Source organism: Pseudomonas sp. B21-015 (assembly GCF_024749285.1).
GTDB lineage: Bacteria > Pseudomonadota > Gammaproteobacteria > Pseudomonadales > Pseudomonadaceae > Aquipseudomonas.
Genome location: NZ_CP087196.1, coordinates 5,830,667 through 5,847,803 on the forward strand (window position 1 = coordinate 5,830,667; position 17,137 = coordinate 5,847,803).

Genomic DNA, 17,137 nt, shown 5'->3' on the forward strand with positions numbered 1-17,137 from the left:
GCCATGACTTTCCACATCCGCGATGCGCTGCACGCCGATCTGCCAGCGATCCGCGATATCTACAACGACGCCGTGCTCAATACCACGGCGATCTGGAACGAACAGGCCGTGGACCTGGGCAACCGCCAGGCCTGGTTCAGCGCCCGGCAAGCCCAGGGTTATCCGGTGCTGGTGATCGTCGACGGCGACAACAGCGTACTCGGCTACGCTTCTTTCGGTGACTGGCGGCCGTTCGACGGGTTCCGCCACACGGTCGAGCACTCGGTGTATGTGCGCAACGACCAGCGCGGCAATGGCCTCGGCCCGCGCCTGATGGAAGCGCTGATCGAACGCGCCAAAGGCTGCAACAAACACGTGATGGTCGCCGCCATCGAAAGCGGTAACGGCGCCTCGATCCGACTGCACGATCGGGCCGGTTTTGTCGTCACCGGCCAAATGCCGCAGGTGGGTACCAAGTTCGGCCGCTGGCTGGACCTGACCTTCATGCAACTGATTCTCGACCCGGGCGTAATGCCTCCCGGTCCCCACAAGGAGTGATACCCATGAACGCCGCCCAACTGCGCCGCGTCAACGTTGAAAGCTTTGCGCACTATCGTCAGGGTTTGATTGATTTGCTGCTCGACGCCGTCGGCTATGGCGCCAGTGTCGGGTTCATGGCGGATCTGGACGCCACCCAGGCCCGAGCCTATTTCGATGAAGTCCAGGACAACCTGAACAAAGGCAACGTGCTGCTCTGGGTGGTGGTCAAGGACGAACAGGTACAGGCCAGCGTGCAACTGACGTTGTGCCAGAAAGCCAATGGGTTGAACCGCGCCGAAGTGCAGAAACTGCTGGTGCGTGAACACGCCCGTCGTCGCGGCCTGGGCCAACAGATGATGCATGCCCTTGAACTCGCTGCCCGCCAACACAAACGCGGCATGCTCTACCTCGACACCGAGGCCGGCTCCCCCGCCGAAGACTTCTACAAGGCGATGGGCTACACCCGCGCCGGCGAAATCCCCGACTACGCCTGCGACCCGAACGGCCAGTACAAACCGACTGCCCTTTACTACAAGATTCTCCAAGGAGCCCATTGATGATTCCCGGTGAATACCAGATCCAGCCCGGCGACATCGAACTCAACGTCGGCCGCCGCACCCTCAGCCTGAAGGTGGCCAACAGCGGCGACCGGCCGATCCAGGTCGGCTCGCATTACCACTTCTTCGAAACCAACGACGCCCTGACCTTCGACCGCGCCGCCAGCCGCGGCATGCGCCTGAACATCCCCGCCGGCACCGCCGTGCGCTTCGAACCGGGACAGAGCCGCGAGGTCGAGTTGGTGGACCTGGCCGGGCATCGCCGGGTGTTCGGCTTTGCCGGACGGATCATGGGCGACCTCGACTGACTGATCGTTCCCACGCTCTGCGTGGGAATGCATCCCGTGACGCTCCGCGTCACATAACGGCGGACGCAGAGCGTCCATGGCGGCATTCCCACGCAGAGCGTGGGAACGATCAATGAAGGAACTGCAATGAAGATTTCCCGTCAGGCCTACGCCGACATGTTCGGCCCCACCGTCGGTGACAAGGTCCGTCTGGCCGACACCGAGCTGTGGATCGAAGTGGAACAGGACTTCACCACCTACGGCGAAGAAGTGAAATTCGGCGGCGGCAAAGTCATTCGCGACGGCCAGGGCCAGAGCCAGTTACTGGCCGCCGAGGTCGTCGATACCCTGATCACCAACGCGTTGATCATCGACCACTGGGGCATCGTCAAGGCCGACGTCGGCCTCAAGGACGGGCGCATCGCGGCCATCGGCAAGGCCGGCAACCCGGACATCCAGCCGAACGTCACCATCGCGGTCGGCGCCAGCACCGAAGTCATCGCCGGTGAAGGCATGATCCTCACCGCCGGCGGCATCGACACCCACATCCACTTCATCTGCCCACAGCAAATCGAAGAAGCGCTGATGAGCGGTGTCACCACCATGATCGGCGGCGGCACGGGACCTGCCACCGGCACCAACGCCACCACCTGCACCTCCGGGCCATGGCACCTGGCGCGCATGCTCCAGGCCGCCGATGCGTTCCCGATGAACATCGGCCTCACCGGCAAGGGCAACGCCAGCCTGCCGGAACCGTTGATCGAACAAGTCAAGGCCGGCGCCATCGGCCTCAAGCTCCACGAAGACTGGGGCACCACCCCGGCGAGCATCGACAACTGCCTGACCGTGGCCGACCAGTACGACGTGCAAGTGGCGATTCACACCGACACCCTCAACGAGTCGGGCTTCGTCGAAACCACCCTCGCCGCCTTCAAGGGCCGCACCATCCATACCTACCACACCGAAGGTGCCGGTGGCGGTCATGCCCCGGACATCATCAAGGCCTGCGGTTTTACCAACGTGCTGCCGAGCTCGACCAACCCGACCCGGCCGTTCACCCGCAACACCATCGACGAACACCTCGACATGCTGATGGTCTGCCACCACCTGGACCCGAGCATTGCCGAAGACGTGGCCTTCGCCGAAAGCCGCATCCGCCGGGAAACCATCGCCGCCGAAGACATCCTCCATGATCTCGGCGCCTTCTCGATGATCAGCTCCGACAGCCAGGCCATGGGCCGGGTCGGCGAAGTCATCACGCGCACCTGGCAGACCGCCGACAAGATGAAAAAACAGCGGGGCCCGCTGCCTCAGGATGGTGAAGGCAACGACAACTTCCGCGCCAAACGCTACATCGCCAAATACACGATCAACCCGGCAATCACCCACGGCATCAGCCATGAAGTGGGTTCGGTCGAGGTGGGTAAATGGGCGGACCTGGTGCTCTGGCGTCCGGCGTTTTTCGGGGTAAAACCGACGCTGATCCTCAAGGGCGGTGCTATCGCGGCCAGCCTGATGGGCGACGCCAACGCTTCAATCCCGACACCGCAACCGGTGCACTACCGCCCGATGTTCGCCAGCTACGGCGGCTCACTGCACGCCACCAGCCTGACCTTTATCAGCCAGGCGGCACAGGAAGCCGGTTTGCCCGAAGCCCTGGGCCTGAAGAAAAAAATCGCCGTGGTCAAAGGCTGCCGCGACGTGCAGAAAACCGACCTGATCCACAACGATTACCTGCCGAACATCGATGTCGATCCGCAGACCTATCAGGTCAAGGCCGACGGCGTGTTGCTCTGGTGTGAGCCAGCGGATGTGTTGCCGATGGCGCAGCGTTACTTCCTGTTCTAGATTTTCTGATAATCCTGTGGCGAGGGGCTGCCCAAGGCAAGCCTGATGCCAGTCAGTCAAGCGAAACCCGCTCCCACAGGCTCCGCGGCTTGACTGACTGGCATTAAGGCAAGCCCCCTCGCCACAGATGCATACAGCTCCCGCACATCTGCTTGAGCATTCGCTCGACTGATATGGGGCTAAGATGCGACTCCCGCCCTTTGCTCCACAGGTAATCGCCCATGCGCCTCAGTGATTTCATCGTTCAGAACGTAGACCGTATCGTCGATGAATGGGAGCAATTCGCCAAAACCATTACCCCCGCCGCCGAAAACATGGACAGCATGGCTCTGCGCGATCATGCAAAAGCGATCCTGCTGGCCGCCACACGGGACATGAACAAGCCTCAGTCCGCCAGTGAACAACTGGCAAAAGCCAGGGGCGAAGGTCCGGAAAAAACCCCGAGCCTGGACGAAGCCGGTGCCAACCATGGCGAGCTGCGGCATACCGTGGGTTTCGACCTGGTGCAGATGACCTCGGAGTTCCGCCATCTGCGCGCCTGTGTGATCCGCTTGTGGGTCAACAGCCTGGACTCGCCGGATCTGGCCTATTTCCAGGACATGATCCGTTTCAACGAAGCCATCGACGAAGCCCTGGCCGAATCCACCGCGGCGTATGCCGAGCAGGTCAATCGTTCCCGGGACATCTTTCTGGCGATCCTCGGCCATGACCTGCGCGCACCGCTGCAAGCGGTGAGCATGTCCACCGAAATGCTGATGCGCAAAACCACCCTTGAGGGCGACGCATTGACCTGTGCGCTCCACATCAAACGTGGCACCCGCCACATGGCGGTGATGGTCAGCGATTTGCTCGAGCTGGTCCGCAGTCGCCTGGGCAAGCGCCTGCCGATCGAACCGGTGCCCATGGATCTTGCCGATGCGACGCGTGACGCGATTGCCCAAGCCTACGCCGCTCGTCCGCAATGCGATCCGACACTGAACGTCGAAGGCGATGCCCAAGGTGTGTGGGATGGCCGAAGGCTCAATCAAATGCTGCAAAATCTGATCGGCAACGCATTGCAGCACGGTTCGAACCACAGCGCGGTCAAACTGACCCTCAGGGGCGAAGCGGACAGTGTTCGGCTCACAGTGCATAACGACGGCACGCCGATTCCGCCCGAGGCGATCGACACGATCTTCGATCCGCTGGTACGCAGTGCCGACGAAGAACTCGGCGGGCCGACCACCAGCCTCGGTCTGGGACTGTTCATCGTCAAGGAAGTGGTTGAAGCGCATCAAGGGACGATCGAGGTCAGTTCCAATGAGACCGATGGCACGCTGTTTACCGTGGTGTTGCCCAGGAAGGTGTGAGGCAGGAAGACCGCGTTGTCGTTCTTCGCGAGCAAGCCCGCTCCCACAGGGGAATGCGATCGAATGTGGGAGCGGGCTTGCTCGCGAAAGCGTCCTCAAAGGCAATACAAAAACACAGAACGATTATTCGATCAGCAGCCGCCCCAACCGCTGCCTGAGCATGCGGTTCTCGGCCCGCAGTTGCCGGACCTCTTCAAGCAGGTCCAGCGCCAGGGCAACGCCTTCCCATTCCAGCTCCAGATCGCGCCGCAGCTTGGCGGCGCGCTTGGCCAGTGCCAGCTCATAATCGGTGAAGCGCCAATCCTTGGGCAAGGCTCCCTGAGGTTCAAGGATGCCGTGTTCGACGATCTCGATCACGTGCACGTCCGACAGTTCGGTCGCCTCGCAAAATTCTGCCAGGTCCAATAGAACGATCACGGGGTCGCTCATGATTGGCTACTCCTTATCTTTGAATCAAAAGTTCTCTCGTGGATCGAAAGCGGCTTTTTTCGCCAACTCCTCCCACAACTCTTTGACGTCATGGTCGAGCTTTTTCGGCATCACCGCCTTGAGCTGCACGAACAGGTAGCCACGGTGGCCGGCCTTGTGCAGCAAACCGTGGCCCTTGGCGCGCATGCGCTGGCCATTTTGGCTGCCGGCCGGGACCTTGAGGTTGATCTTGCCGGTCAGGGTCGGCACCGCGACTTCGGTCCCCAGCGCCAGCTCCCACGGTGCCAGCGGCAAGGTGATGATCAGGTTCTCGCCTTCGACATCGAATTTAGGGTGCGGCGCAAAACGAATGGTCAGGTACAGGTCGCCATTGACCCCGCCGCCAATGCCCGGAGCCCCCTGGCCCTTGAGGCGGATGCGCTCGCCGTCGGCTACGCCGGCAGGGATCTTCACGTTCAGGCTTTTGCTGGTGTTGCTGACATGCTGGCCGGCAGCGTTGTACTGCGGTACCTGGAAGCTGACCTTCTTCGATTCGGTCGAGAGGGTTTCTTCCAGAAAAACCGGTAATTCCATTTCCACGTCTTGCCCTCGACGTCCGGCGCTATGGCCCGACCGTCCACCACCATTGAAACCCGGACCACGGTTGCCGAAGATCGAACTGAAGAAGTCCGAGAAATCGCCCGTGTCCTGACCACCACCACCGAAACCACCGCGGCTCTGCCAACCCGGCGGGCCCTGAAAGGGCTGGCCGTGGTGGCCGTATTTGCGCAAGTCGTCGTATTCGGCGCGCTTGTCGGCGCTTTTCAGCGCTTCATAGGCTTCCGACGCGTCCTTGAATTTGGCCTCGGCATCCTTTTCCTTGCTGACGTCGGGGTGGTATTTACGCGCCAGCTTTCGATAGGCGGCCTTGATCGCCTTATCGTCCGCGGTCGGTTCCACACCGAGAATCTTGTAATAGTCTTTGAAGTCCATCGAGGGAATCACCATCCATTATCGAAATCGCGCAGCTCGGTACAGCATGCTCTTGTTTGCAGCGTCTGGATTGACCAATCTCAACTTTGTGACCGGGCAGCGCATCAGAAGTTTATCGGCAGCGGGGCGCGGTTCTTGCAGTCGCCCCAAGGGTTGCCAAGTCTATGCAGGGAAGTTTGGGGGTGATGGACCATCTTTCAAGCGCTGACCGCTGCGATTTAACAGATAGTCGGCCTTCGAATCTTCGCCGCACTGGCATACACTGCGCGGCCGTTTTTTAACCGGAACTTGAAAGACATGAAAAACGCATCTCCAGCCCGTGCCTGTGGTATCGACTTCGGCACGTCCAACTCCACCGTCGGCTGGCTGCGCCCCGGCATGGAAACGCTGATCGCGCTGGAGGACGACAAGATCACCCTGCCCTCGGTGGTCTTCTTCAATATGGAAGAACGCCGCCCGGTGTACGGCCGACTGGCGCTGCACGAGTACCTGGAAGGTTACGAAGGCCGGCTGATGCGCTCGCTCAAGAGCCTGCTGGGCTCCAAGCTGATCAAGCACGACACCAGCGTCCTCGGCACGGCGATGCCGTTCAAGGACCTGCTCGGGCTGTTCATCGGTCAGCTGAAAAAGCGCGCCGAAGCCGCCGCCGGTCGGGAGTTCGAGGAAGTGGTGCTGGGCCGCCCAGTGTTCTTCGTCGATGACGACGAACTGGCCGACCAGGAAGCAGAAAACACCCTGGTGGATGTAGCACGCGCCATCGGCTTCAAGGACGTCTCGTTCCAGTACGAGCCTATTGCAGCGGCGTTCGACTACGAGTCGACCATCGAAAAGGAAGAGCTGGTACTGATCGTCGACATCGGCGGTGGTACGTCGGACTTCTCGCTGGTGCGCCTGTCGCCTGAGCGCCGCAACCACGACAACCGTCACGACGACATCCTCGCCACCGGCGGCGTGCACATCGGCGGGACCGATTTCGACAAGCAGCTGAGCCTGCAAGGCCTGATGCCGCTGTTCGGCTACGGTAGCCGGATGAAGAGCGGCGCCTACATGCCCACCAGCCACCACATGAACCTGGCGACCTGGCACACCATCAACTCGGTGTACTCGCAGAAGTCGACCCTGGCCCTGGGCAGCATGCGTTACGACATCGAAGACACTGGCGGCATCGATCGCCTGTTCAAGCTGATCGACCAGCGCGCCGGCCACTGGCTGGCCATGGAAGTGGAAGAAACCAAGATCCAGCTGACCCACGCCGACAGCCGCCATGTGCCGCTGGATCGCATCGAGTCCGGTTTGAGCGTGGAACTGACCCGAGCGCTGTTCGAATCGGCCATCGACAACTTGCTGGAGCGGGTGCGCAACAGCGTGACCCAATTGCTGAACGACGCCAATGTACGGGTCGATCAGGTGGATACGGTGTTCTTCACCGGCGGTTCGAGCGGGATTCCGGCGCTGCGCAACAGCATCTCGGCGATGTTGCCGAACGCGCAGCATGTGGAAGGGAACATCTTCGGCAGCATCGGTAGCGGGTTGGCGATCGAGGCGATGAAGCGTTACGGCACCCTCGCATAATGATCGTTCCCACGCTCTGCGTGGGAATGCCGCCATGGACGCTCTGCGTCCGCTGTTGAGGCTGTGACGCGGAGCGTCACGGGATGCATTCCCACGCAGAGCGTGGGAACGATCGGGCGGGGTTACACCATCCCCGCCAGCTTCAACTCACTCTTCAGATACGCGTAGTAAATCGGCCCCGCCACCACCCCCGGCAGGCCGAACGCGGCTTCGAACACCAGCATCGCCAGCAGCAACTCCCACGACTTGGCACTGATCTGCCCCCCGACAATGCGTGCGTTGAGGAAGTATTCGAGCTTGTGGATAAAGATCAAATAACCCAGTGCCGCCACCGCCACCCAGATCGACAGCGACAAGCCGACGATGGTGATCAAGGTGTTCGACATCAGGTTGCCGATCACCGGCAGCAGGCCGAGCAGGAAGGTCAGCACGATCAGGGTTTTGGTCAGTGGCAGCTTGATCCCGAACATCGGCAGGATCACCGCGAGGAAAATCCCGGTGAAAAAGGTGTTGAGCAGCGAAATCTTGATCTGTGCGAATACGATGTTGCGAAACGCCTGGACCAACAGGTGCAAACGGTCGAACAGCGCCGCGGCCAAGGGTTTGCGCTTGGTCACGTCCGGCACGCGCTGCAAGGCGATGATCGCCCCCAGCACCATACCGATCAGCAACGTCACGAACATGTGCGCCGCGTCCTTGCCCACCAGTTGCAAGTCGCTGAGATGCTTGCTCATCCACTCGCCGATGGCCACCCGGAACTCGGCGGCACTGGCCGGCAAATAAGCGTCGATGAACGGCGGTAACTGCCCGCGTGCGCGGTCGACCACGACCATGAATTTGTCGAGAGAAGCGCCGGGGTTTTCCGCCTCGTGCAACAGAAAACTGATCGCACCGGCAAAGATCAGTGCCAGCACACTGACCACCAATGTCCCCAGCAACGCCACCGCCAGCCAGCGCGCACGCCGACCTTCGATCAGCCGCTGCAACTGCGGCGTGAGCATGTTGACTAGTTCGAACACCAACAACCCGGCCAGCAGACTGGGCAGCAATCGCAGAGGGATCACCAGCAGCAAACCGCCAAAAATGATGACCCAACTGATGAGCAACAGAACGTGACGCTGAGAAAACGCTGACATACAGCCTCAAAACGAACGACGTAAAAGGATTGGCAGTCTGCCAGCGTTCCGGGGCGAGCACTAGGGATTGTATCGGTCGACCTTACCGGCCACAAAGCGTCCCGATCTGACCTCCCTGCTTATTTTTTCTTCAGGCACTCGCTCATGAACGCTTTGCGCGCATCGCCCTTCAGGGCCTTGGTTGTGGCATCGGCGTTACAGGTTTTCATCTTTTCCTGTTGAGGTGTCATGGGTTTGGCGGCATCGGCGGCCGGCGCGGCTTTGAGGCAAGTGCTCATGAAGACTTTGCGCTCGTCGCCCTTGAGGCTCTTGGCGGTAGCGTCGGCATTGCAGGTGGTCATCTTGTTCTGTTGGGCAGTGGCGGCGAAACCCTGGGAGCAGAGCAACAAACCGATCAACAACAACGGGGCACGCAACATCTTCATGGAGTTTTCTCCTTGTTACCGCACCGATGGGTGCGGCCTCGCTCTGAAGTGTAGACAAAGCCTGTTACACGTTCACCTGCTATCGAGGTGGCTGCGTCGATACTGTTCCGGCGTACACCCGGCCTGGCGCTGAAACATCGCGATAAACGCCGAGCCGGTGCTGTAACCCATGTCGAAGGCGATTTCCTGAATGTGACGGTGGCTGTCCAGCGCTTCGATCGCTGCCAGAAACCGCAACCGTTGCCGCCACTCCCCGAAGCTCATGCCCAATTCACGGACAAACTGCCGCGCCAGCGTGCGCTCGCTGACATGAATGTTCGCGGCCCAATCCGCCAATGGTCGGTTGTCTCCGGGGGCGGCCTGCAGGGCTTGCAGAATACCGAGTAACCCGGGGTTGCTGGCGTAGGGCAAGTAACACTCTTGCATCGGCGCCTGTTGCAGTTGGTCCACCAGCACTTGAGCCAGACGCTTGTCCGCGTCGTGCTCGGGAATTTTCACATCGCGGGCGGCGAAGTCTTTCAGGATCGCCTTGAGAATGTCGCTGATCGCCAGGGTGCAGGCCTGCTGCGGCAGATCACGGCACAGCATCGGCGCCAGGCAGACCGCGCGATAGTTGATCGGCTGATTGCTATAGAAACTGTGCTCGGTCCCGGGCGGCACCCACACCGCGTATTGCGGCGGCGACATGAAACGGCTGCCGTCGACATCCATGTGCAACACACCATGGGCCGCGTACTCCAGCGTGCCCCACGGATGCCGGTGAGGCGCGGCGTATTCGTGGGCGTTGAAGTCGGCGTAGCGGAAATACACTGCTGACGGCAGTTCGCTGAAATCCAGCAGATCGATGTGTTTGCTGTTCATGCTGTCCGGAATCAGAGGCAGGTTGTCTGGATTGCAGTATAGGCTTTGATACAGACAGACGGATAATCCCCCTTCATTAACATTCTGGCTTTTTTCCGATGCAATACGCTTATCCCCTGCTGGCCATTTTCATTTGGGCCGGCAACACCGTGATCAATAAACTCGCGGTCGGCGCGATCTTCCCCGCCGAAATCGGTTTCTACCGCTGGCTGCTGGCCGGGATTCTGTTCACGCCTTTCATGCTTAAACCGGTGATTAGCCACTGGCCGGCGATCCGCCCGAACCTGGGCAGGATTTTCATCCTTGGTGTGCTCGGCATGGCGGTTTATCAGAGCCTGGCCTACTTCGCCGCGACGCTGACGTCGGCCACCAACATGGGGATCATTCTGTCGCTGATGCCGTTGATGTCGCTGGCCATGGCGATGGTCAGCCTCGGCCAACGCCTGACCGCCGGCGCACTGGCCGGTGCGGTGTTGTCGTTTGCCGGTGTTTTGGTGGTGGTGTCGTCCGGCAGCCTCGGCGCATTGCTGGAGCATGGGGTGAACCTGGGCGACGCGATGATGCTGATCGCCACGCTGGCTTATGCGGTTTACAGCACCCTGTTGAAAAAATGGCAGCTGCGTTTGCCGCCGCTGGTGTTGCTGTATTTGCAGGTGCTGGTCGCGGTGGTGGTGCTGTTTCCGTTGTTTCTTGCTTCACCGAAAATCGGCCCGACCCTGCACAACATTCCACTGGTGCTTTACGCGTGCCTGCTGGCCTCGATGCTTGCGCCGCTGGCGTGGATGCAGGCCGTGGTGCGCCTGGGGCCGAGCCGGACCACGCTGTTTTTCAATTTGCTGCCGTTGATTACGGCGCTGATTGCGGCGGTGGTGCTGCATGAGCAGTTGGCGCTGTATCACTTGGTGGGTGGGGTGTTGACGTTGGGTGGGGTGATTTTGTCGGAGCGGTGGACCACCGTGCTGGGGCGTGCGTAACCATTTGTGGCGAGGGAGCTTGCTCCCGCTCGAGCGCAAAGCGGTCGCAATATATGGGGCTGCTTCGCAGCCCAACGGGAGCAAGCTCCCTCGCCACAAGGGGCTAAACCCCGGCCGCCTTCAACCTCGCCGCATGTTCGACAAACAACCGCACCGGCTCTGCGCCCTTGCCCACCAACCCCAGCGACTGGTTGACGATATCGAAGTGATCCATCGGGTATTCATCACCAATCACCGTCCCCAGATGCGAGCTGTAACGCCCGACCATCCCGTCACAATGCCCCGCTTCACGCACAAAGGTTGTGGCAAACAACCGGCAACTGCGATTGGTCCCGTCGAACAGGTTGCACCCGCGATCGGTCTTGCCCGGTTGTAAAGTCCCGGACCAGGAGTAATAACGCACGCCGTTAACCTCTTCCGGCCCCTGCCCGCCCCAAGTGTCAGGCAACCCCTGTGGATAACGCTGATTGAACAGCGCCACGCCTGCCGTGGTCAGCGATTGGTGCGAAGCCGGGATATCCACCGGCAGTCTCGGCCCCCGATAACCGGTTTCCAGCAGGCACATCAACGCGCTGATCAGCCACAGCAAAAAGCTGAGCAGCCGGCCTTTGGCGCTGTCAGCCGGATAATTTTCATGTAGGTAGTCCGCCAACTCCGAGCCATGGTTGGGGCCGGCCACCGAGGTCACCGACGCCACCTGGTCCGGGCGTTTTGCCGCGGCATAACGGGCGGTCAACGAGCCTTGGCTATGGCCGATCAGATTGACCTTCCCGGCTCCGGTTTCGCGCAGAATCTCCTCGATCCGTGCCAGCAATTGCTCGCCGCGTACCTCCGTGGAATTGAGCGGCGAGACCTGCACCGCGATCACGGTCGCCCCATCCCGGCGCAACGCCGAAATAATGCCGTACCAATAGGGGTAGAGCAGCAGACGGATAAACCCGAGCATCCCCGGGACCAGCACCAACGGGTAACGCGTGGCGGAACCTTGCGACATGGATGAACAATCCTTGTGAGCGGTGAGATGAAGCAAGGCTGGATGCAAGGCATCAGCCAAGCATCGTCACCCAAGATGACAACTCGACGACCCGTCTATGACAGCCACCCTACTTCAACCCTGCCACGCCTGCCACAATCAGCCCGACCGACACCAGCTTGAGCATGGTCAGGCTTTCACCGAGTAGCGCAAAACCGAGGAACACCGTGCCCAGCGAACCGATGGCAGTCCAGATCGGGTAGGCGATGCTCACCGGCAACTCGCGCATGGCCAGCGTCAGAAAATAAATCCCGCCCACCGCGGCCACCACGGTGATCACCGAGGGCCAAAGCCGGGAGAAGCCTTCGGCGTACTTCATGCCCATGGCGAAGGTGACTTCGAACCCGGCGGCGATCAGCAAGAACAGCCAGGCCATCTACAACTCCCTGGCCATCGCCAGCAAACGCTGCTCGGCCTCGGCCACGGAAACCTGGAAAGTACGCTCGGCAGACTCTTCGCCCTCGGCGGCGACAACCGTAATGTCGGTGATGCCGATGAACCCCAGCGCCGTGCGCAGCAACGGATCGGCATGGTTCATCGCTTCCAGCTCACCACCCGGCCCGAAGCCGAATCCGCCGCGACTGGTGACGATCAACGCTTTCTTGCCTCGCACCAGGGGTTCGTACTGAGCGACGCCGTTGTCCAGGGTGTGATTGAACGTCAGCCCGAGCCGCACAATCTGGTCGATCCAGGCCTTGAGGCCGCTGGGCACGCTGAAGTTGTACATCGGTGTGGAAATCACCAATAGATCATGGCCGAGTAACTCCCCCACCAATTCATCGCTGAGTGCCAGGTCGGCCTGCATCGACAGCGGTCGCGCTTGCGGCTCTGGATGAAAAGCGGCCGCTACGAAGGCTTCGTTGACGGGTGGAATCAACGCCCGACCGACTTCACGGCGAGTCAGTTGCGACTGTGGGTGGCGGACCTGCCAGGCGCAAAGAAATACCTCGGCCAAACGCCGGGAGTGAGAACGGTCGCCACGGGGGCTGGCGTGAATGGCAAGAATTCTGCTCATCTGAATCTCCTGAAGACTAAACTCAAACTGTTTGTGGCTCGCAGCTTGAAGCTGGCGGCCGCGTCTATTCAAATGAGCAAAAATCAGTTTGGATGAATCCATTTCATCCATGAAGTTTCAAATGTTTGCCTCGTTACCGCTGACCGCCCTACGGGCCTTCGAATCCGCCTCGCGCCTGCTGAGTTTCAAGGCCGCCGCCGAAGAGCTCTCCGTGACGCCGACGGCGGTTTCCCACCAGATCCGCTCCCTGGAAAACTGGCTCGGCGTGCCGCTGTTCGAACGACTGCCACGGCAGGTGCGCCTCACCGAGAGCGGCGAACGGCTGTTCCGCAGCCTGCACGGCGCCCTGCTGGAAGTGGCGCAAAGTGTCGATACCTTGCGCCCGCAACGCAGCGGCACGAGCCTGACGGTCTCCACCACGGCCGCCTTCGCGGCCCTCTGGCTGGTGCCAAGGCTGGGCCGGTTTTACGCCCGCCATCCGAACATCAGCCTGCGGCTGGACACTCACTGCGAAGTCATCGATTTGCATCAGGACGCCAGTGTCGATCTGGTGGTGCGTTACAGCCTCGACGATTACCCGAACCTGTATGGGCTGTGCCTGTTCGACGAATCCTTCGGGGTCTATGGCTCGCCTGAACAAGTGGCCCTGGCAGCCAGTCGGGTACCGACCCTGATCAGCGTGCGCTGGCACAACTCCAAGCTTTACGCCCACGGCTGGGAGGCCTGGTGCGCGCAGTCCGGCGAAACCTGGCTGGCCGGGCAACCGGCGGTGCGTGAATACGACGAAGAGCATTACGCGCTGCAAGCCGCCATCGCCGGGCAAGGTCTGGTGCTGGCGAGCAATATTCTGGTGTCGGAAAGTGTGGCCAGCGGTTTGCTGGTGGCTTATCGGGGTGGCATTCAGGTCGACGGGGCCGGATACAGCGCGCTATGCGTGCCGGGCCGTGAACGGCATCCGCCAGTGCGGGCATTCTTTGCGTGGTTGCAGGAGGAAGCTCGGTTGTCGGGTCTATTGCCAAGATCGCAGCCTGCGGCAGCGCCTACAGGAGAACTCATTTCCCTGTAGGAGCCTGCGAAAGCGTCATAACAGACGCCAACGGATTACCGGGTTGGCTTAACCGTCACCGGCGCCTTCCCGGCCTTCATCTGCTCCAGCAACGGCGCACATTGATTGGGCTCACCCGCGCTGGGCGCTATCAGCGCCAGCAAGCCCGCCGCTGGCGCGGCAATCACACCCAATGCCACCATCCCCGCCCCACGCAACATCAATGGCACCGCTTTCACACCCGCATCCGGCTTGATGAATTTGCCCCGCACATACAGCGGCGAACGCAGCGAAATCAAACGCCAACCCTTGGATTCCGGGCTGATGGTGAGGTCCAGTTGCTCGGTCGCCATGTTCGCCGTGCCATCGATGTAGACGATCGCGTTCTCGGTATCGAAGACGAACAGCCGCGTGGTCGCCAGCCCACTCTTGATGTCGAAATCGGCCGCCGCGCAGTTGATCCTCACTTCCTTGTCGCCAAAGATTTTGCCGACCACATAGTTGCCGACGTTCAATCCCGCCAGTTCCATCAATTCGCGGCTGATCGCGCCATCATTGATCAGCATTTTCAGATTGCCATCGGCAGTGCCCAGCAATTTGGCCACCGAGTTGCCCCGTCCGGTAAGGTCGGCGTCGCCATTGAGTTCACCGAAACTGGTTTTCATCAGATCAAAGGTGGGAAATAGCTGCTCGAGCTTGAACTTGCGCGCGGTCAGTTTGGCCTGGCCTTCCAAGGGCTCGGTACGTCCGTTCAGACGAATCTGCGCATCCAGGTTGCCGCCGGCCACACCGAAACGCAGGGGTTCGAGGCTGAGCACGCCATCCGTCAGCACTAGATGAGTGTAGAGATCGTTGAACGGCAGTTTTTCGTTGTGAACAATGCGCTTGCCGGTGAACTCAACGTCGGCATCCATGGCGCGCCAGCGTTCGGTCTTGAACTCTTCGACCGGCAGCACCTTGTCTGTCGGCTGCTTGCTTTCACCGCCACGGGCCGTTTGCTTGGCATTGGAGTCGGCGCCGATCAGCGGGGCCAGGTCGCTAAACAGCAGTTGATTGGACACCAGCGCCCCGCTGAGCTTGGGCCTTGGCTGGCTCGCGACATAAGCCAGGTTGCCGTGGATGTCACTCTCGCCGATCTTGCCGTTGAAGTCCTCATAACGGTACACCGCCCCGCCCGGTTCATGCAGCTTGGCGGTCAAGTGCCCGTCGGTGGCGTACGGCGGAGTATCCGGGAGCGTCACGCCGATCAGCGAATAGAGATTGCCCAGGCTGGCACCGGCCAGTTTCAAGCGCAAATCCAGGGCGCCGAGGTTCAATGGATCGGTGAGCGTGCCGGCCAGCTCGACGCTGGTGTCGGCGATTTTCACTTGCGCCTGAAGCGGGAACGGCCTGGTGGCATCCTGTAAGGCCAGCAACCCCCCGATTTTGCCTTGGCCGGCCAGATTCTGGCCGTGGTATTGGCCTTTGACCTTCAACGCGAACGCGTAATCCTGCGGCGAACCGCCCTTCTCAAGCGCGGTTTTCGCCGCTTTGTCGCCGACGATGTCACTGAACGGAATCGGCTTGCCCAGCGGATCGATAAGCAAGTCGAGGCGGGTTTTCAGGCTCTGGTCGTCGAGCGTGACATGGCTCTTGTCGAAGCCGATGGCACCAATGTCCAGCGCCCAGTGTGAAGGCTCGGCGTTCGGGTCCTTGGGATCGAACTTGAACGTCCAGTTGGCGCGGCCGTCGGCCAGACGCTGCAGGTCGGCATTGGGCTCGGTCAAATCGATGCGCGGGATCACCACCCGCTGCGTCAGCAAGGCCAGCGGCGAGATGCGCAGTTCTACGCGCTTGAGGGTGGCCATCTGCGGTCGCTTCGACCAGTCCGGGCTGCCCAGGCTCAGGTCCTCGGCCACCACATGTGGCCACGGCACCCAGGCCCGCCAGCCGCCCTCGTCGGGCTCGCGCTGCCAGACCACCGCGAGGTTGCCATTGATGGCGAACGGACGATGCAGTTCTTCGGACACTTTGGCGTTCAGGGGCGGCTTGATCCGGTTCCAATCGAAGAACGCGATGATCAGTACCAGAACGGCCAGCAGGACAACGAGGCTGGCGAAGGTCCAGGCAAACATTTTACGAGTGCGCGTCATTGCACAGGGCTCCTGAATACGACTGAGCGCCCGGACAGCGACGCACCTATGAAACGTTAGGCCAGAACCGGCCTGCCATGAAATCTACGACTGGAAAATGGCCCGCAGGTTTAATCCGCAGGCCGATTCGAACGCAAATAGCCGTCCCCCCCCGCTCCCACAGAGGTCGCGTTTACCGACAGGCATGGGTCCCGCCCCCTCATTTTTAGCGTTACCGACCCCGCACTTTTGCGAGGCGAAAATGAGTCGAAACCACCCACCTCAGTGCAAAAACGCTCGCCGGAAACGCCCGTCCTAGAGCCTTTCGGCTAAACAATCAATTCCGTTGATTATTACCATTGCGTTTATGAACTTTTACATCGACTTATCGAGAGTAGCATTGCCCTCGTACCCACTTTATCGCCCTCCCAAGGAGCAACTCATCATGAAACGCGAATTACTGCTTAGCCTGACCCTCTCGATGTTAGCCAGCACCGCTTTTGCTCTGCCGGCCGCTGATCAGGCCACTCCACAAGTCAAAGACAGCCACTCGGTGTTCAGCCAAACCGTTGCCGAAGGCGGTAATGATCGCCTGAAAGAAAAAGGCCTGATCACTCAAGATGGCTCAGGCCGTACCCCACAAGGTCAAACCCTGGCCGCTGACGGTACCGATCGCACCCCACAAGGCCAAACCCTGGCCGCTGACGGTACCGACCGCACCCCACAAGGCCAAACCCTGGCCGCTGACGGTACCGACCGTACCCCACAAGGCCAAACCCTGGCCGCTGACGGTACCGATCGCACCCCACAAGGCCAAACCCTGGCCGCTGACGGTACCGACCGTACCCCACAAGGCCAAACCCTGGCTGCTGACGGTACCGATCGCACCCCAAAAGGCCAAACCCTGGCTGAAGGCGGTGGTGACCGTGTGATCGAACGCAACAGCGCTGTGAGCTAAGCCCATGGTGGCCCTGAAAAAAGCCCAATCCCCGGATTGGGCTTTT

General features: G+C 60.7%; 18 protein-coding genes. 9 read left to right on the forward strand and 9 right to left on the reverse strand.

Annotation, left to right across the window (positions count from 1 at the left end; genetic code table 11):
* Nucleotides 1–3 precede the first annotated feature (3 nt).
* The 5 genes from LOY38_RS26630 (at nt 4) to LOY38_RS26650 (ending at nt 4,560) form a co-directional block, all read left to right on the forward strand.
* Complete coding sequence (locus tag LOY38_RS26630; RefSeq protein WP_258697771.1) at nt 4–537, forward strand: GNAT family N-acetyltransferase; 534 nt, start codon at nt 4–6, stop codon at nt 535–537.
* A gap of 5 nt (nt 538–542) precedes the next feature.
* Nucleotides 543–1,076: a GNAT family N-acetyltransferase gene (locus tag LOY38_RS26635; RefSeq protein ID WP_258697772.1), complete on the forward strand. Its 534-nt coding sequence runs from the start codon at nt 543–545 to the stop codon at nt 1,074–1,076.
* Nucleotides 1,076–1,384 (forward strand): urease subunit beta, encoded by a 309-nt coding sequence (locus tag LOY38_RS26640; RefSeq protein ID WP_008011171.1) that lies wholly within the window; start codon nt 1,076–1,078, stop codon nt 1,382–1,384. Before LOY38_RS26635 ends, LOY38_RS26640 begins: the two co-directional genes overlap by 1 nt.
* A gap of 126 nt (nt 1,385–1,510) precedes the next feature.
* Nucleotides 1,511–3,211, forward strand: coding sequence for an urease subunit alpha (gene ureC / locus LOY38_RS26645; protein WP_258697773.1), 1,701 nt, complete (start codon nt 1,511–1,513; stop codon nt 3,209–3,211).
* A 221-nt stretch (nt 3,212–3,432) separates the two neighbouring features.
* Nucleotides 3,433–4,560, forward strand: coding sequence for a sensor histidine kinase KdpD (locus LOY38_RS26650; RefSeq protein ID WP_258697774.1), 1,128 nt, complete (start codon nt 3,433–3,435; stop codon nt 4,558–4,560).
* A gap of 123 nt (nt 4,561–4,683) precedes the next feature.
* Here the strand turns inward: LOY38_RS26650 and LOY38_RS26655 are convergent, their stop codons facing one another.
* A complete protein-coding gene (locus LOY38_RS26655; RefSeq protein WP_258697775.1) occupies nt 4,684–4,989 on the reverse strand; it encodes a chaperone modulator CbpM in 306 nt (101 codons plus the stop codon).
* 24 nt (nt 4,990–5,013) lie between these two features.
* Nucleotides 5,014–5,961: a DnaJ C-terminal domain-containing protein gene (locus LOY38_RS26660; protein WP_258697776.1), complete on the reverse strand. Its 948-nt coding sequence runs from the start codon at nt 5,959–5,961 to the stop codon at nt 5,014–5,016.
* A 297-nt stretch (nt 5,962–6,258) separates the two neighbouring features.
* On the opposite strand from LOY38_RS26660, the gene LOY38_RS26665 reads away from it, so the two are divergent.
* A complete protein-coding gene (locus tag LOY38_RS26665; RefSeq protein ID WP_258697777.1) occupies nt 6,259–7,533 on the forward strand; it encodes an Hsp70 family protein in 1,275 nt (424 codons plus the stop codon).
* Between the two features lie 122 nt (nt 7,534–7,655).
* On the opposite strand, the gene LOY38_RS26670 is transcribed toward LOY38_RS26665, so the two are convergent.
* The 3 genes from LOY38_RS26670 to LOY38_RS26680 form a co-directional block, all read right to left on the reverse strand.
* Nucleotides 7,656–8,669 carry an AI-2E family transporter gene (locus LOY38_RS26670; RefSeq protein WP_258697778.1) on the reverse strand — a complete coding sequence of 338 codons (1,014 nt, stop codon included), beginning with the start codon at nt 8,667–8,669 and terminating at the stop codon, nt 7,656–7,658.
* Between the two features lie 119 nt (nt 8,670–8,788).
* The gene (locus LOY38_RS26675) at nt 8,789–9,094 is read right to left on the reverse strand and encodes a PsiF family protein (RefSeq protein WP_258697779.1); all 306 of its coding nucleotides are present in this window, start codon (nt 9,092–9,094) and stop codon (nt 8,789–8,791) included.
* Between the two features lie 72 nt (nt 9,095–9,166).
* Entirely contained in the window at nt 9,167–9,955 is a 789-nt protein-coding gene (locus LOY38_RS26680; protein WP_258697780.1) for a helix-turn-helix transcriptional regulator, read from the reverse strand.
* 98 nt (nt 9,956–10,053) lie between these two features.
* Here LOY38_RS26680 and LOY38_RS26685 point away from each other — a divergent pair, with 98 nt between their 5' ends.
* Complete coding sequence (locus LOY38_RS26685; protein WP_258697781.1) at nt 10,054–10,929, forward strand: DMT family transporter; 876 nt, start codon at nt 10,054–10,056, stop codon at nt 10,927–10,929.
* Between the two features lie 103 nt (nt 10,930–11,032).
* Here the strand turns inward: LOY38_RS26685 and LOY38_RS26690 are convergent, their stop codons facing one another.
* The 3 genes from LOY38_RS26690 to LOY38_RS26700 form a co-directional block, all read right to left on the reverse strand.
* Nucleotides 11,033–11,923, reverse strand: coding sequence for a triacylglycerol lipase (locus LOY38_RS26690; protein WP_258697782.1), 891 nt, complete (start codon nt 11,921–11,923; stop codon nt 11,033–11,035).
* Between the two features lie 109 nt (nt 11,924–12,032).
* A complete protein-coding gene (locus LOY38_RS26695) occupies nt 12,033–12,338 on the reverse strand; it encodes a multidrug efflux SMR transporter (RefSeq protein ID WP_258697783.1) in 306 nt (101 codons plus the stop codon).
* The gene (locus LOY38_RS26700) at nt 12,339–12,977 is read right to left on the reverse strand and encodes an FMN-dependent NADH-azoreductase (RefSeq protein ID WP_258697784.1); all 639 of its coding nucleotides are present in this window, start codon (nt 12,975–12,977) and stop codon (nt 12,339–12,341) included.
* Between the two features lie 109 nt (nt 12,978–13,086).
* Here LOY38_RS26700 and LOY38_RS26705 point away from each other — a divergent pair, with 109 nt between their 5' ends.
* Nucleotides 13,087–14,043: a LysR substrate-binding domain-containing protein gene (locus LOY38_RS26705; RefSeq protein WP_258697785.1), complete on the forward strand. Its 957-nt coding sequence runs from the start codon at nt 13,087–13,089 to the stop codon at nt 14,041–14,043.
* 35 nt (nt 14,044–14,078) lie between these two features.
* On the opposite strand, the gene LOY38_RS26710 is transcribed toward LOY38_RS26705, so the two are convergent.
* Nucleotides 14,079–16,154 carry an AsmA family protein gene (locus tag LOY38_RS26710; protein ID WP_258697786.1) on the reverse strand — a complete coding sequence of 692 codons (2,076 nt, stop codon included), beginning with the start codon at nt 16,152–16,154 and terminating at the stop codon, nt 14,079–14,081.
* 424 nt (nt 16,155–16,578) lie between these two features.
* Between LOY38_RS26710 and LOY38_RS26715 the strand changes: the two genes are divergently transcribed.
* Nucleotides 16,579–17,091 carry a hypothetical protein gene (locus LOY38_RS26715; protein ID WP_258697787.1) on the forward strand — a complete coding sequence of 171 codons (513 nt, stop codon included), beginning with the start codon at nt 16,579–16,581 and terminating at the stop codon, nt 17,089–17,091.
* The last annotated feature ends 46 nt before the right edge of the window (nt 17,092–17,137 follow it).